Here is a 14,152-nt window from a genome sequence, read left to right as displayed (position 1 = left end):
TCAGAGTTCGAAGTCGACACTCGCCCGCGCCGAGACGAGCGGCTTGACGATGTCGACGGCTTTCAGGTGCTCAGGGTGCACCTGGTAGGTCTCGAGACCATCGAGATCGTCGTAGTCGGCGACGAGGCAGATGTCCCAGTTCTTGTCGGCGTAGGCCACGTTGGGTCCGATCGAGAAGGTCTTGATCTCAGGGATGATCGCGGGCAACGGCGCGAGAGCGGCCTGAATAGCGGCGGCAGCGGCCACGCGCCCCTCTTCGTCTTCGGCGGCAAGCTTCCATGCGACGACGTGACGGATCATGCGGACTCCTCGAGTTCGGTGGTGAGAGCGTTCGTGAGGCGCGCCGGGTCGACGCGCCAGATCGTGTGCACGCGCCCGTTGATCAGCACCACCGGAATCTCTTCGACATATTCATCGAAGAGTTCGGGGTCGTCGAGAATCGACTTCTCGTCGAAAGCCACCAACGGAGAGCCGTCGCGAGGCGGGAACGTCGCAAGAACGTCGGTCACCACCTGTCGGGCGTCATCGCAGAGATGGCACCCCGGCTTCGAGAGCAGGGTGAGCTGGATGGCGGGCACTCATTCACCCTAAACCCCGGTGCTGTCGCGCCGCCCGGGTGGGTACGATTGGGAACCCATGCCGAATACCGAAATCCCGCCCGTCAGCGAGCACGAGTCGCCCGCCGGAGACCGACCAGTCATCGCCTTCTTCGATGTCGACAACACGCTTCTGCGGGGAGCGAGCGTATGGCACGTGGCGATCGGTGCGTGGCGTCGGGGCATGCTCTCGCCACGCGACATCTGGCGTTTCTTCTGGCAGCAGCGCCACTTCATCAAGGTCGGCGAGAACATGGGCCACCTCAGCGACATCAAAGACAAGGCACTCCGCCTCATCGAGGGCAAGACGCAGGCGGAGATCCGCTCGCTGAGTGAGGACATCTTCGATCGGCGCATCAGCCAGCGCCTCTGGCCTGAGACGGTGGCGCTCACCAAAGAGCACCTCGCCATGGGCCACCAGGTCTGGATAGTGTCTGCCACCGCCAGCGAGGTCGCCGACGTCTTCGCACGTCGACTCGGCCTGACAGGTGCACTGGGAACCCGCTTCGAGTCGAAAGACGGCGTCTACACGGGTGTACTCGAGGGCCCGGTGATGCACGCTCAAGACAAGGCAGACGCGTCGATCGCACTCGCCAACGGGCTCGGCGTCGATCCCACTGAGTGCTGGGCATACTCCGACTCGAGCAACGACATTCCGCTGCTGACATTCGTCGGGCATCCGGTCGTGGTGAACCCCGATCACGCTCTGCACGCGCACGCCACGAACCACGACTGGCCCGTCATGCGACTGAACCCGTCGAGCATCAAAGAGGCTCGCAAACGCGTGCGCCGAGAGGCCCGCCGGGCTCGCTGAGCCGCGTGCGCGCCGGTTCGGCGCATCGGCGCCTGGTCGTCCAGTAGCGGATACGCCCAGCGGGCGCGGATGCGACCGTTCGAGCGCATCCGGGCACAGCAAAAGCGCCAGACCTGAGGCCTGGCGCTGGTGCTACTTCGGCAGCGCTTTAACGCTGCACGAGATGCTACTTCTTGTTGCGGCGCTGGTGACGTGTCTTGCGAAGCAGCTTGCGGTGCTTCTTCTTCGCCATACGCTTGCGACGCTTCTTGATTACTGAACCCACAGGGACCTCACGATTTTGAGCTTCGCTGCGCAGATCGCAGCGGAAGAGAATTTTGCCTCGGAGCAGTCTACAAGGCCAATGGCTGAACGACTAATGCGCGTCGAACCCCTCCCGTTCCCTGAGCCTGTCGAAGGGAACAGGCGCATAGGCTGGCAACATGGTTCGCGACTTCGACATCCCCCAGCAGCGCTCGCTCGTCACAGAACTCCCCGGGCCGAAATCGGTGGAGTTGCAACAGCGCCGCGAGCGCTCCGTCTCGCGCGGCGCCGGTACCCTCGCGAACATCTACATGGAGAGCGGCTCCGGTGCGATCCTGGTCGACGTCGACGGCAACCGACTGATCGATCTCGGGTGCGGAATCGGTGTCACCACGATCGGCCACGCGCATCCGGATGTCGCCGCAGCCGCAGCAGCGCAGGCCGGCAAGCTCACCCACACCCTCTTCACCGTCACCCCCTACGAGAACTACGTGCGCGTGGCCGAGAAGCTCGCCGAGATCACTCCCGGCGACTTCGAGAAGCACTCGATCCTGGTGAACTCGGGCGCGGAGGCCGTGGAGAACGCGGTCAAGATCGCCCGCAAGTTCACCGGCCGACGCGCGATCGTGAGTCTCGACCACGCCTTCCACGGCCGCACCAACCTCACCATGGCCATGACCTACCGCCCCTGGCCGGAGCGCGCCGGCATGGGCCCGTTCCCGGGCGAGGTCTACAGCGTTCCCACGAGCTACCCCTTCCGCGACGGACTCTCCGGCCCCGAGGCGGCCGAGAAGACCATCGACTACATCACGACCCACATCGGCGCCTCCGAGATCGCGGCCTTCTTCGTCGAGCCGATCCAGGGCGACGGCGGCGTGGTCATTCCGGCACCCGGGTACTTTGCCCGCATCGCCGAGTTCTGCCGCGAAAACGGCATCGTCTTCGTCGCCGACGAGATCCAGGCCGGCATCGCCCGCACAGGAACCTGGTACTCGATCGAGCACCACGACGGCGTGATCCCCGACCTCATCACCACGGCCAAAGGCATCGCGGGCGGATTCCCTCTCGCCGCGGTCACGGGTCGCGCCGAGATCATGGATGCCGTGCAGCCCGGCGGAATCGGCGGCACGTTCGGCGGCAACCCGGTCTCGACCGCGGCCGCCCTCGAAGTGTTCGACATCATCGAGCGCGAGGGCCTGCTGGCCGAGGCGCAGCGGGTCGAAGCCTCCCTCTGGGCGCGAATCGGCGACTGGGCAGAGAAGTTCGACGTGGTCGGCGAGGTGCGCGGCAAGGGCGCCATGTTCGGCGTCGAGCTGGTGAAACCGGGCACCCGGGAGCCCAACCCCGAGGCGCTCACCGCCATCCTGAAGTACGCGACGACGCACGGCGTGATCGTGCTGGATGCGGGCAGCTGGGACTCGGTGCTGCGCATCATGCCGAGCGTCGTGATCAGCGACGAGCTCATCGACGACGCGGCCACAGTCCTAGAAGAGGCGCTCGCGCTGCTCTAACTGCTCCGCGCGAGCACGCGCCGGGCCTCCGCGCCTGTTCGGGACATCGGCGCCCGGACGACCAGTAGCGGATGCCCCGAACAGGCGCGGACTCTCTCCGCCGAGCACTCCTCCCCCGCGAGCGCCACACGAGAGATGTGCACACCTTGCGGCCATAGGTACGTTCGGGAGACAACGGTGTCGCACGCTGGCGTGCATGGCTACCGACAAAAGACCACGCCCGGTGCTGGCCCGCGAGTTCGAGCGACTCGGAGGCGATCGCCACGCCCTTGCTCGTGCGCACACCTCCGGGCGTGCGATCAGACTTCGCAGAGGTGTCTACACGTCTGCCGCCGAGTGGACGGACCTCGAGGATCTCGACCGCTACCTCCTGCGCATACGCGCTGTCGCGGAGACTCGTCGCGAGCGACCGGTGCTGTCACACTGGTCCGCAGCCGCGGTGTGGGGCATCCCGATCATCGGTCGGTGGCCGAGGGACGTGCACCGGGTGATCGATCGCACATCCGGCGGGCGGTCAAAGAATGGAGTCGTCGCTCATGTCACCGAGATGGCCTCGGTCGACGTCGTCGAGATCGACGGACTGCTCGTGACGTCGTTCGTTCGAACGATCATCGATCTGGCCACGGTGAGTTCGGCGATGTCAGGCGTCGCCAGCGCCGACTATTCGCTTCACCGAAAGCGGCCCGGCCACCTCAGCAAAGATCAGCTGCTGGCCGAGTGGGAGGCGGCCAAGCCGCTGAAGGCCCACGCCCGGTCACTGCGCATCCTCGAGTTCGCCACCCACCTCGCAGACTCACCCGCCGAGTCGGCAGGCCGAGCGAACATGTACCTCGCGGGTTTCCCCGAGCCTCGACTGCAAACCCCGTTCTTCGACGCCGATGGCTTCATCGGCGAGCCGGATTACGACTTCGAAGGCTTCGACCACCTCGGCGAAGTCGACGGAAAGTTCAAATACTTCAAGCCCGAATACCTCCGCGGCCGCGACCCGGGCGAAGTGATTTACGAAGAGAAGATTCGGGAGGACCGGTTCAAGGCCCTCCCCAAAAAAGTCACGCGCTGGGACTGGGCGGTCTGCATCAGCATCCCGAAGATGCGGGCCCGCCTCCTGCGCGATGGACTGCCCATCGTAGATCCGCGTCGCAGCTGGCACCGTTGAGCATCCGCGCCTGCTCGGGGCATCGGCGCCCAGACGACCAGCAGCGGATGCGCCGAACAGGCGCGGATACGACGCTACGCCGTGTCTGCCGCGTGCTGCGTCAGGGCCTCGGCCACCGCGGTCTCGGGCACGCGAAAGCTGCGACCGAAGCGGATCGCCGGCATCTCGCCCGAGTGCACCATGCGGTAGACGGTCATCTTAGACACGCGCATCATGTCGGCGACCTCGGCCACCGTGAGAAAGCGCACGTCGGGCAGGTCTGAGCCGGCCATGGCGTCTCTCCTCTTATTCGAGCGTCTATACGATCACTGCAACGAGTCACAGGAGTGACGAATGAGACTCCGTGATGATTCGCAACTCTAGGGCGTTCACCGGATGCGGGGCAACCGGGTGGCGGGCGCTACTTGCGCAGCCGCGACACCAGCTTGCTGGCGTTGGCCTGAAGATCCTCGACCACGGCCCGCGCCTGATGGCTCGACGTCGCGACCGTGCGCCCGACATTGCGGGCGAATTCCGAGGCCGAGCCCGCGACATCCGGGGTCTGACCACCCGCGCCCGTGTCTGCCCACTCGTCATCATCGTCTTTGAGAGATCCGTCGAAGTCGGCCGAGAGAAACGGAATGGCCCAGTCTTCGACCTCTTCGAGCGGCGACGCGTCGAGCTTGTAGTACCGGTGCTGCCCCTCTTCTCGAACAGCGACGAGACCGGCATCGCGCAGAACCTTGAGGTGCTTCGACACGGTGGGCTGGCTCAGGTCGAGCGCGTGAACAAGCTCCGAAACGCTCGACTCCCCCGCGTGAGGCGTGGCCTCGGCAGAACCCGCCGCCGTGTAGCGCTCGAGCAGAAGCTCGAGCAGGTGGCGTCTCGTGGGGTCAGCGATCACAGAGAAGATGTCGGCCATGGCACAAGGGTAGTCAGTCGAGGCCCGATTGCTCTTCAGCCAGCGGGCTTGGCGCGCCGCCCGGGTGCCGCTCCGGAGTACCATGACTGGAATTCATTCGGCCGACCGAGCAGCTGTCGGCCTTGTCGACGAAGGACGCTCGATGCGCATACCCGCACCCACGCGACGCTCCGTCTACGCGAGTCGCACGCCGATCGGCCGCATCCGCGACATGATCGACGAGTTCTCAGAGCAGTCGCCCTCGCGCTTCGCGATCCTCATCTTCACGGCGATGATCCTCATCTTCACGGTGCTCTTCTCGCTGCCGATCTCGCAGGCGAAAGGCTCGGTCACGCCGCTCGCCGATGCGCTCTTCACAGCCGTATCGGTGGTTTGCGTCACGGGTCTCTCGACCGTCGACATGGCGACGCACTGGTCGGTCGTGGGCCACATCTTCATCTTCATCGGCGTGCAGATCGGCGCCCTGGGCGTACTCACCCTGGCCTCGATTCTCGGCCTCGCTGTGTCGCGCAAGCTCGGTCTCAAGAGTCGGCTCATGGCCGCCGGCGACACTAACCCCATGCGGATGCGCCACGGCGCCGTGTCGGAGGGCCAGGCCGTGCGGCTCGGCGAGATCGGTGGACTTCTGGCCACCGTCGCAGTGAGCTCACTCGTCATTCAGATCGTGATTGCGCTGCTTCTCATTCCCCGCATGCTCATCGACGGCGTCGCTCTCGCCCCGGCCATCACCGACAGCTTCTATTACTCGGCCATGGCCTTCACGAACACCGGCTTTTCGCCGAACGCAGAGGGGCTCGCCCCCTTCGAGAACGACTACTGGTTTCTCAGCATCCTTATGCTGGGCGTCTTTATGGGCAGCATCGGATTTCCCGTGATCTACGTGCTGTCGCGCAACATCAAGAAGCCTCTGCGATGGTCGTTGCACGTGAAGCTCACCATCCTCACCTCGCTCATCCTCATCGTCGCCGGAGCCGTGCTCTACATCGTGCTCGAGTTCGACAACCCGAAGACCTACGGAGACCTCAACGCCGGCGACACGATCTTCCAGTCGCTGTTCCTGTCGGTCATGACCCGGTCTGGCGGCTTCTCCACGATTCCCATCCATGACCTCAACGGCTCGAGCCTGCTTGTCACCGACATGCTTATGTTCATCGGCGGCGGATCCGCATCCACAGCCGGCGGAATCAAGGTCACGACGCTCGCCGTACTGTTTCTCGCCGCCTTCGCCGAGGCACGTGGAAACGAATCGATGGAGGCATTCGGGCGACGCATCCCCGGCGACGTGCTGCGACTCGGCGTGAGCGTGGTGCTGTGGGGCGCGACGACCGTGGCTGTCGCGACCATCGTCATCCTGCAGATCACCAAGGCGCCGCTCGACTTCGTGCTCTTCGACGTGATCTCTGCGTTCGCGACATCCGGGCTCACGACCGGACTCACGGCATCCCTGCCTGACTCGGGTATCTACGTGTTGGCCGCGACGATGTTCATGGGCCGCGTTGGTACAGTGACTCTCGCCGCCGCGCTGGCAGCGAGCCAGCGCCGGCAGCTGTTCAGACGACCCGAAGAGAGGCCCATCGTTGGTTGATCGCATCAAGCACGACGCCCCCGTACTCGTGATCGGCCTAGGCCGCTTCGGCGCCGCCACGGCAGGCCAGCTCGACCGCCTCGGCCGCGAGGTTCTGGCCATCGATGACAACGACGGTCTCGTGCAGAAGTGGTCGGAGCGCATCACCCACACGGTGCAGGCGGATGCGCGCAACATCGACGCGCTACGACAGATCGGGGCGGGCGAGTTCTCGATCGCGGTCGTCGCCGTGGGTTCGTCGATCGAGGCCAGCGTGCTCATCACGGCCAACCTCGTCGACCTCAAGGTTCCACAGATCTGGGCCAAGGCCATCTCGAAGTCGCACGGAAAGATCCTCGAGCGCATCGGCGCGAACCACGTGATCTACCCCGAAGCGGAGGCTGGCGAGCGCGTCGCGCACCTCGTATCCGGCCGCATGCTCGACTTCATCGAGTTCGACGATGACTTCGCTCTGGTCAAGATGCATCCGCCCAAGCCGATCCGTGGCAAGAACCTCACAGAGTCGGGCGTGCGAACCCGGCACAACATCACTGTCGTCGGGGTGAAGTCACCCGGAAAGCCGTTCACCTACGCCACGGAGAAGACCGTCGTCACCGATCACGACATCATCATCGTCTCCGGAACCTCGAGCGACATAGAGAAGTTCTCGGCCCTCGAGTAGCGGCCCCATGTAGCCGCTCCACATAGCGGCACGAATGTTGCCGGAGGCGTCGGATGTTGCCGGTCGCCCGGCAACGTTCGTCGCGACGGGCGGCAGACGTCGACCGCTTACGGCATGGGGTGCGGCTCGGCTCGCGCGCGGATGCGCTGCGCCCGGCCCGAGACCGCCGGCAGGAACGCCGAGGCCCACACCGCGTAACCCCGGTCGTTCGGGTGGAAGAGGTCGCCGGCCGCCTGGTAGACGGCGCGCACGATTCCCTGGCGCTTTGTCACCGCGTAGAGCGGCGCAACCGTGAGCCCGTGACGATCAGCGGTCGCCCGCACGATGCGATTGGCGACAGCGACGAGGCGCTCGCGCTGCGGAATGTGGAAGCACGGCAGGTCGGCCACGATCGCCGTCGAGGGGAGTTGCGAGTACAGCTCCTCGAGTTCGCGGGCGAAGCGATCTTTCTCGAACGAATTGATGTCGTTGGCCCCGATCGAGACGGTCATCAGATCAGGCTCGGCGTCGCGCAGCAGCGTGGCCAGCTTCGGCATCTGGATGGCGAGCGCCTCGCGAAGTCGGGCACCCGCAACGCTGAGATTCACGATGCGAACCGAGCGCCCGGTCTCAGCTGCGAACCGGTCGGCGACGATCTGCACATAGCCGCGATGGGGCTTCGACGCGCCGATGCCCTGCGCTGCAGAATCTCCGATCACGACGTAGAGCAGCTCGCCACTCTTCTTCTGACGCGCTCGCCAGAATGCCGAGTTGACCGGAATCGTCAGGTTGATGCGGGCAGCCTCCGCCTCGCGGTGGCGCACGATCAGGCTGATCGGCCAGAGGGAGAGAAGATTCACGCTGAAACGCTACGCCCGTTCCCTGACACCGCGCAGGGGGTTGCCGCATCGGCCTCGAGCGCGGGCGTTCACGCACTGAGCGGTGGCGCGGCCGGCGCGTGGGACGCGAACTCCCGCGTTCGACGCCGCTCAGGCGTCGGCGAGCAGATCCCCGGTCGTGACGACCGTGGCGAACTCTCCGTGCAGGTTCGTCGCCGTGATCATCGACAGGATTGCCGCAGGAACGGTCTCTCCGGTCGGCCCCACCCGGTCGAACGTGTGCGTGGCATCGATGGCGAAGTATGTCTCGTAGCCGAGATTTCCTGCCATCCGGGCGGTGGTCTCGCAGCAATGGTTGGTGGTGATTCCGCAGATGACGAGCTCGGTGATGCTCTCCTGGCGCAACCAGGAGTGGAGATCGGGCGTGCCGTAAAAACTCGAGTTGACCCGTTTTCGCACGAGGAGATCCGGAGTGCCCGTGATGACATCCTTGAACTCGTGCCCCGGTGACGATGGCGCAAGCGGGGATGCCGAGTCGTCGGAGTCATGCTGCACGAACACCACGGGCCACGATCTGCTGCGCCACAGCGCTAGGAGCGACGCGATGTGGGCTTCGCAGGCGGGGTTGCCCCGCTCACCCCACACCTCGGCATCGTCGAACCCTCGCTGCACGTCGATCACGACAAGCGCGGGCCGATCCGTCGACATCATCTGGAGAGCCATTCCAGCACGATAGCGCGCCCTCCCACGTGCGAGCGCGGGTGTTCACGCGCCGAGCGGTGGCACGGGCCACGCGATGGGCGCGAACTCCCGCGTTCGGCGCACCTCACCCGGCGGCGAGCTCCCAGGCGCGGGCGAGGGCCGCATCCGTCGCCCGGGCGAAGAGGTCGTCGACTCCCCCGTCCTGCAGCACGGCGATGGCCCGCTCGGTCGTACCGTTCGGGCTCGTCACCTGCCGGCGCAGTTCCGCGGGCGACGACTCCGACGCCGCCAGCAGCCGTGACGCGCCCAGGAACGTTCCGTTCACAAGAACGGCCGCCTCCTCAGGGGTGAAGCCCTTCTCGACGGCAACTGCCGTGAGCTGCTCGATGAGAAAGAACACGTATGCCGGACCCGATCCCGAGATCGTCGATAACGCATCCAGCTTCTCTTCGGGAACGACCACAACTTCGCCGACCGTCTCGAACACCCGCGTGACCAGGGCGAGCTGCTCGGGCGTCGACCGGGTACCGGCCGACAGTCCGGTCACGGCGTTGCCGACGATCGCGGGTGTGTTCGGCATCGACCGCAGCACGGCCACGCTCTCGGGCAGGCGCTGCTCGAAGGTGGCGACGGTCACACCGGCCGCCACGCTCACGACGATCGCGCCGGGCTCGAGCGCATCCGCGATCTCGTCGAGCAGCGCGGGCACCATGGGCGGCTTCACCGCCACCAGAACAATGGATGCCCCGGCCACGGCCAGGCGATTCGCCTCGGGTTCGTCGTCGGTCGCCCAGGCCGTGACCGCGTCGACGTCGTCGAACTCCGCGGCGCGCGCGGCCGAGCGGTTGGTCACGCGGATTCCACCGGACACGTCGACCGTGGGCGCAAGCAGGCCGGAGAGGATGGCGCGTCCCATCGATCCGGCGCCGAGGATGGCGATGGCGGGCAGGGAGACGGGAGAGGTGTTGGTCACCCGTCCATCCTAGGATTGGGGTTCGACGGGCAAGCCGCCAGAGATTCGCACAGAGCGCGCAGAGGTCACACACATGAGCACATCCGGAGGCAGCAAGGCGATTCTCGCCGCGCTGGCGGCCAATCTCGGCATCGCCCTCACCAAGTTCATCGCCTTCCTCTTCTCGGGCTCGTCGTCGATGCTCGCCGAGAGCGTGCACTCCGCCGCCGATTCGGGCAACCAGCTGCTGTTGCTGCTCGGTGGCCGCAAGTCGCGCAAGCAGGCCGACCGGGCTCATCCGTTCGGTTATGGCCGCGAGCGCTACGTCTACGCCTTCGTGGTGTCGATCATTCTGTTCTCGGTGGGTGGCGTCTTCGCTCTCTACGAAGGCATCGAGAAGATCAACAATCCGCACCCGCTCGAGGTGTGGTGGCTTCCGATGCTGGTACTCGTCATCGCCATCGGGCTCGAAGGCTTCTCGCTGCGCACGGCGATCGCCGAATCGAACCACACTCGCGGAAAGCTGAGCTGGTTGCAGTTCATCCGCCGGGCGAAGGCGCCGGAGCTGCCGGTTGTGCTGCTCGAAGACACCGCGGCCCTGCTGGGACTCGTCTTCGCGTTCGCCGGAGTCGGTTTGACCGTGCTCACGGGAAACGGCGTCTGGGACGGCATCGGAACGGTCTTCATCGGCGCACTGCTGGTGCTCGTCGCCGTGATCCTTGGCATCGAGACGAAGAGTCTGCTGGTCGGCGAGGGTGCGACCGACGAAGACCTGCGCAAGATCGAGAACGCCATCACGTCGAGCCCCGAGGTCGAGCACCTCGTGCACCTGAAGACCATGTACCTCGGACCCGAAGAGATGCTCGTCGGCGCGAAGATCACGCTGCCCGCGGTGACCACGCTCACCGATGTCGCGTTGGCCATCAACGCCGTCGAGGCGCGTATTCGCGAGGCTGTGCCGATCGCGCGGGTGATCTACCTCGAGCCCGACGTGTACGTGCCGAGCGTGAGCGAGGCTGTCGCCGACGCGCCGGTTCCCGCCACCGATGTCTGACACCGGTCCATCCCGCACCGAGACCGTCTCCCCGCCGCCTCTCGCGCGCGTCGCCGTGGTGCTGAGGCACGAGCGCATCGCGCACCTGGGCAACCTCGAGCCCGTCCTCGTGGCCGAGGGGTTCGACGTGCAGTACGTCGATGTCGCGGAGGGTGACGAGCTACCGCCGAACGCGTCGTCCGCCGATCTCCTGATCGTGCTCGGCGCCAGCGCCGGTGTCTACGAGGGCGAGCGCTATCCGTTCATCGCCGCCGAGCTGGCGTTCGTCCGCAGCAGGCTCGACGCGAAACGTCCGACTCTGGGTGTCTGCTTCGGCTCGCAGGTCATGGCCGCGTCGCTCGGCGCCGTGGTCGCGCCCGGCGATACCGTGCAGGTCGGCTTCCGAGCGGTTGAACCGACGGATGCCGGGGCATCGTCGGCGGTGCGTCATTTCTCCGGGGTCCCGGTACTGCAGTGGCACGGCGATACGTTCACGCTGCCCGAGGGCGCCACTCGACTTGCCGGTTCCGGCGACTACGCGAACGAGGCCTTCGGCATCGGGAGCTGGGCGATGGCCGTGCAGTTCCATCCCGAGATCACAGCCGACATGCACGAGGAGTGGCTCGAGTCCGACGAGGAATACGTGCGGGGAGCGGGCTACGACCAGGCCCTGCTGCGAGACGACTTCGGCCGCCTCGGCCCGGATATGCGCCGAGCATCGGAGTCATTCCTCACCGAGTGGCTGCGCGGGCTTCCAGCCTCGTAGCCGGTCTATCCGTATTACAGGGCGTATTGCTCCTGGCACGGCGAGTCGTCGCGCGCCCACCGGCGTGTCTTCAATTCGTCCTGTTGAACGCGGCCACTGGCTAGCGGGGCCCGCGGAAGAACGTCGTCAGGGCTGCAGCGCAGGCGTCGGCCTCGACGCCGGCCCACACCTCGACCGTGTGGTTGAGGCGTCGGTCGCGCAGAACGTCGTAGACCGAGCCGACAGCGCCCGCCTTTTCGTCCCACGCTCCGAACACCACCGTCGGCACGCGAGCGCCCAAGATCGCTCCGGCGCACATCACACACGGTTCGAGGGTGACGATCAGAGTGCAGCCCTCGAGGCGCCAGTCCCCCGTCACCGCTGATGCTTCGCGCAGCGCCAACATCTCGGCGTGGGCCGTGGGATCGTGCAGCAGCTCGCGCTCGTTGCGGCCGCGCCCGATGACCCGGCCCGACGCATCCAGAACCATAGCCGACACGGGAACGTCGCCCGATGCCTCGGCGAGCCGGGCGTCTGCGAGCAGCTCGCGCATGCGCTCGCCGTAGGCGGCAGGCCATGGATGCGCGGGGCGCGGTCGTTCGGTCATGCCGACGGTTCCCTTCCGCTCCAGTAGATTGAGCCTATGCGAGTTCACGTTGCCGACCACCCGCTCATCACGCACAAGCTCACCGTGCTGCGAGACAAGTCGACGCCGGCTCCGACGTTCCGGGCGCTGACCGAAGAGCTCGTGACCCTGCTGGCCTACGAGGCCACCCGCGAGGTGCGCACCGAGGTCGTCACCATTCAGACGCCGGTCGCCGAGACCAAGGGCCTCGCCATTTCGGAGCCGCGACCGCTGATCGTTCCCATTCTTCGCGCGGGGCTCGGCATGCTCGAGGGCATGGTCAAGCTCATTCCCAGTGCTGAGGTAGGCTTCCTCGGCATGGTGCGCAACGAGGAGACGCTCGAACCCACGACGTACGCCGAGCGCCTGCCCGACGATCTGAGCGATCGGCAGTGCTTCGTTCTCGACCCCATGCTGGCCACCGGAGGGTCGCTCGGAGCGGCCATCGAGTTCCTCTTCGCCCGCGGCGCCGTCGACGTGACCGCAATCTGCCTGCTCGGGGCCCCCGAGGGCGTCGCCGCGCTCGAGAAGGCCACGGAAGGACGCGAGGTGCACCTCGTTCTCGGTGCGCTCGACGAGCGACTCAACGAGAAGGGCTATATCGTTCCCGGTCTCGGAGACGCCGGCGACCGCCTCTACGGCCTCGTCTGAGCCGTTGCGAGGTCACGATAGACCTCGCAACGAAAAAAGTTCTTGACACGCGGAGTCATATTCCGCTTAGCTTTCATTCATGACTGACAACGCGCTCGCCCTTACCTCCTTTGAGGCACTGGGGACTGCTGGCATGATGATGCCCAGCAGCGCTGTCATGTGTTGCCGAATGTGTGCCTAACCAGACACTGAGCCTGACAAATCAGGTTCGCTGGGTTCTGAGGTCTGCGTCTCTCTGTCACGCAGAGACCTCCGCTCCCCCCGCCTGGTTCTGACCCTCAGAACCATTCGCGGTCTCCGGCTCTCCCGCCGCACCATTCGCACAGCCCGCCCTGGGGCATCCGCTTCGTCGCCGTATCCGGCCGGAGCCTCAAGGGCACATCGTCAAAGGATTTCTCCCATGTCTCTTGCACACCTCGACACCCGCCCCGCCACCGTCACCCCGATCACCCGCTCGGAGCAGCCCGCCGCCGAGTCGACATCGGCCCACCTGCGTGCGGTACCCACCGGAACCGAAGCCCGCGGATTCGTTCTGTATGTCGGAATCGATGAAGACAAGGCGGCGGCAGACGGCACCGATCTTTCGGAGATCGTGGCCCAGCTCCGTGCCCTCGCGGCCAAGCTCTCCCCCTCGTCCGAGACCTACGCGGCCGTGGCGCTCGCTCCCCGCGGCGCTGGCGGACGCGATGTCGACGTGGTGCGCCTCGCTCTGCAGGATCCGGCGGCACTCGCCAAGCACCGCCACACTCCCGACGACGAAGACCGCGCTCGCGACGGCGTCGTGATCGACCTGTCGCGCAAGCGTGTACTGCTCGACAACAACGCGGCGAACCTCACCTACAAGGAGTTCGAGCTGCTCCAGTACCTCGTGCTGCGCGAGGGAAAGACCATCGACCGTGCAGAGCTCATCGCGTCGCTCTGGTCGGCCGACGACAGCGACATTCCGAACGAGCGCACCATAGACGTTCACGTGCGCCGTCTACGCGCCAAGCTCGGCGACTACGAAGACATCGTGCGCACGGTGCGCGGCGCAGGCTACCGCTTCGATCGCCACGCAGACGTCTCGGTGCAGCACACCTCGACTCCGTCGCCCGACCTGTTCTAAGCCGAGAGCAGCCGAGAAAGCTAGGGCTGTCACGAAGCGCCCACCTGCGGCTAG

18 protein-coding genes are annotated in these 14,152 nt (G+C 65.9%); 9 read left to right on the top strand and 9 right to left on the bottom strand.

Annotated features, from left to right (window positions below):
* Together TZ00_RS13620 and TZ00_RS13615 are read right to left on the bottom strand one after the other, a co-directional pair.
* Positions 1 to 300, bottom strand: a complete 300-nt coding sequence (locus TZ00_RS13620; RefSeq protein WP_044442496.1) for a Dabb family protein — start codon at positions 298 to 300, stop codon at positions 1 to 3.
* Complete coding sequence (locus TZ00_RS13615; RefSeq protein ID WP_044442494.1) at positions 297 to 578, bottom strand: glutaredoxin family protein; 282 nt, start codon at positions 576 to 578, stop codon at positions 297 to 299. Before TZ00_RS13615 ends, TZ00_RS13620 begins: the two co-directional genes overlap by 4 nt.
* Before the next feature lie 58 nt (positions 579 to 636).
* Between TZ00_RS13615 and TZ00_RS13610 the strand changes: the two genes are divergently transcribed.
* Positions 637 to 1,410, top strand: a complete 774-nt coding sequence (locus TZ00_RS13610; protein ID WP_044442493.1) for an HAD family hydrolase — start codon at positions 637 to 639, stop codon at positions 1,408 to 1,410.
* Positions 1,411 to 1,576: 166 nt separating this feature from the next.
* Here the strand turns inward: TZ00_RS13610 and TZ00_RS19405 are convergent, their stop codons facing one another.
* Positions 1,577 to 1,675 (bottom strand): 30S ribosomal protein bS22, encoded by a 99-nt coding sequence (locus TZ00_RS19405; protein ID WP_003792170.1) that lies wholly within the window; start codon positions 1,673 to 1,675, stop codon positions 1,577 to 1,579.
* A gap of 157 nt (positions 1,676 to 1,832) precedes the next feature.
* Between TZ00_RS19405 and gabT the strand changes: the two genes are divergently transcribed.
* Together gabT and TZ00_RS13600 are read left to right on the top strand one after the other, a co-directional pair.
* A complete protein-coding gene (gene gabT / locus TZ00_RS13605; RefSeq protein WP_044442492.1) occupies positions 1,833 to 3,164 on the top strand; it encodes a 4-aminobutyrate--2-oxoglutarate transaminase in 1,332 nt (443 codons plus the stop codon).
* A gap of 196 nt (positions 3,165 to 3,360) precedes the next feature.
* Positions 3,361 to 4,320 (top strand): type IV toxin-antitoxin system AbiEi family antitoxin domain-containing protein, encoded by a 960-nt coding sequence (locus TZ00_RS13600; RefSeq protein ID WP_044442491.1) that lies wholly within the window; start codon positions 3,361 to 3,363, stop codon positions 4,318 to 4,320.
* A gap of 74 nt (positions 4,321 to 4,394) precedes the next feature.
* On the opposite strand, the gene TZ00_RS13595 is transcribed toward TZ00_RS13600, so the two are convergent.
* Together TZ00_RS13595 and TZ00_RS13590 are read right to left on the bottom strand one after the other, a co-directional pair.
* Positions 4,395 to 4,592 (bottom strand): helix-turn-helix domain-containing protein, encoded by a 198-nt coding sequence (locus tag TZ00_RS13595; protein ID WP_044442490.1) that lies wholly within the window; start codon positions 4,590 to 4,592, stop codon positions 4,395 to 4,397.
* A gap of 128 nt (positions 4,593 to 4,720) precedes the next feature.
* Positions 4,721 to 5,221: an ArsR/SmtB family transcription factor gene (locus tag TZ00_RS13590; RefSeq protein ID WP_044442488.1), complete on the bottom strand. Its 501-nt coding sequence runs from the start codon at positions 5,219 to 5,221 to the stop codon at positions 4,721 to 4,723.
* Positions 5,222 to 5,363: 142 nt separating this feature from the next.
* On the opposite strand from TZ00_RS13590, the gene TZ00_RS13585 reads away from it, so the two are divergent.
* Together TZ00_RS13585 and TZ00_RS13580 are read left to right on the top strand one after the other, a co-directional pair.
* The gene (locus TZ00_RS13585; protein ID WP_044442746.1) at positions 5,364 to 6,806 is read left to right on the top strand and encodes a TrkH family potassium uptake protein; all 1,443 of its coding nucleotides are present in this window, start codon (positions 5,364 to 5,366) and stop codon (positions 6,804 to 6,806) included.
* Positions 6,799 to 7,467: a potassium channel family protein gene (locus TZ00_RS13580; RefSeq protein WP_044442486.1), complete on the top strand. Its 669-nt coding sequence runs from the start codon at positions 6,799 to 6,801 to the stop codon at positions 7,465 to 7,467. Before TZ00_RS13585 ends, TZ00_RS13580 begins: the two co-directional genes overlap by 8 nt.
* A 107-nt stretch (positions 7,468 to 7,574) precedes the next feature.
* Here TZ00_RS13580 and TZ00_RS13575 read toward each other — a convergent pair whose 3' ends face one another.
* The 3 genes from TZ00_RS13575 to proC all read right to left on the bottom strand — a co-directional run bounded on the left by TZ00_RS13575 (position 7,575) and on the right by proC (position 9,960).
* Positions 7,575 to 8,306 (bottom strand): SGNH/GDSL hydrolase family protein, encoded by a 732-nt coding sequence (locus tag TZ00_RS13575; protein ID WP_044442484.1) that lies wholly within the window; start codon positions 8,304 to 8,306, stop codon positions 7,575 to 7,577.
* 129 nt (positions 8,307 to 8,435) lie between these two features.
* Entirely contained in the window at positions 8,436 to 9,008 is a 573-nt protein-coding gene (locus tag TZ00_RS13570) for a cysteine hydrolase family protein (protein WP_044442482.1), read from the bottom strand.
* Between the two features lie 103 nt (positions 9,009 to 9,111).
* A complete protein-coding gene (gene proC / locus TZ00_RS13565) occupies positions 9,112 to 9,960 on the bottom strand; it encodes a pyrroline-5-carboxylate reductase (protein WP_084606110.1) in 849 nt (282 codons plus the stop codon).
* A 73-nt stretch (positions 9,961 to 10,033) separates the two neighbouring features.
* Between proC and TZ00_RS13560 the strand changes: the two genes are divergently transcribed.
* Positions 10,034 to 10,993 carry a cation diffusion facilitator family transporter gene (locus TZ00_RS13560; protein WP_044442481.1) on the top strand — a complete coding sequence of 320 codons (960 nt, stop codon included), beginning with the start codon at positions 10,034 to 10,036 and terminating at the stop codon, positions 10,991 to 10,993.
* Entirely contained in the window at positions 10,986 to 11,738 is a 753-nt protein-coding gene (locus TZ00_RS13555; protein ID WP_044442479.1) for a glutamine amidotransferase-related protein, read from the top strand. Before TZ00_RS13560 ends, TZ00_RS13555 begins: the two co-directional genes overlap by 8 nt.
* Before the next feature lie 100 nt (positions 11,739 to 11,838).
* Here the strand turns inward: TZ00_RS13555 and TZ00_RS13550 are convergent, their stop codons facing one another.
* Positions 11,839 to 12,270 (bottom strand): nucleoside deaminase, encoded by a 432-nt coding sequence (locus TZ00_RS13550; RefSeq protein ID WP_084606153.1) that lies wholly within the window; start codon positions 12,268 to 12,270, stop codon positions 11,839 to 11,841.
* A 90-nt stretch (positions 12,271 to 12,360) separates the two neighbouring features.
* Between TZ00_RS13550 and upp the strand changes: the two genes are divergently transcribed.
* A complete protein-coding gene (gene upp / locus TZ00_RS13545) occupies positions 12,361 to 12,993 on the top strand; it encodes a uracil phosphoribosyltransferase (RefSeq protein WP_044442477.1) in 633 nt (210 codons plus the stop codon).
* Positions 12,994 to 13,393: 400 nt separating this feature from the next.
* A complete protein-coding gene (locus TZ00_RS13540; RefSeq protein WP_044442475.1) occupies positions 13,394 to 14,098 on the top strand; it encodes a winged helix-turn-helix domain-containing protein in 705 nt (234 codons plus the stop codon).
* Positions 14,099 to 14,152 lie beyond the last annotated feature (54 nt).

This window comes from Agreia bicolorata (genome assembly GCF_000938265.1).
GTDB lineage: Bacteria > Actinomycetota > Actinomycetes > Actinomycetales > Microbacteriaceae > Agreia > Agreia bicolorata.
This window is presented reverse-complemented; position numbering and strand designations above follow the sequence as displayed.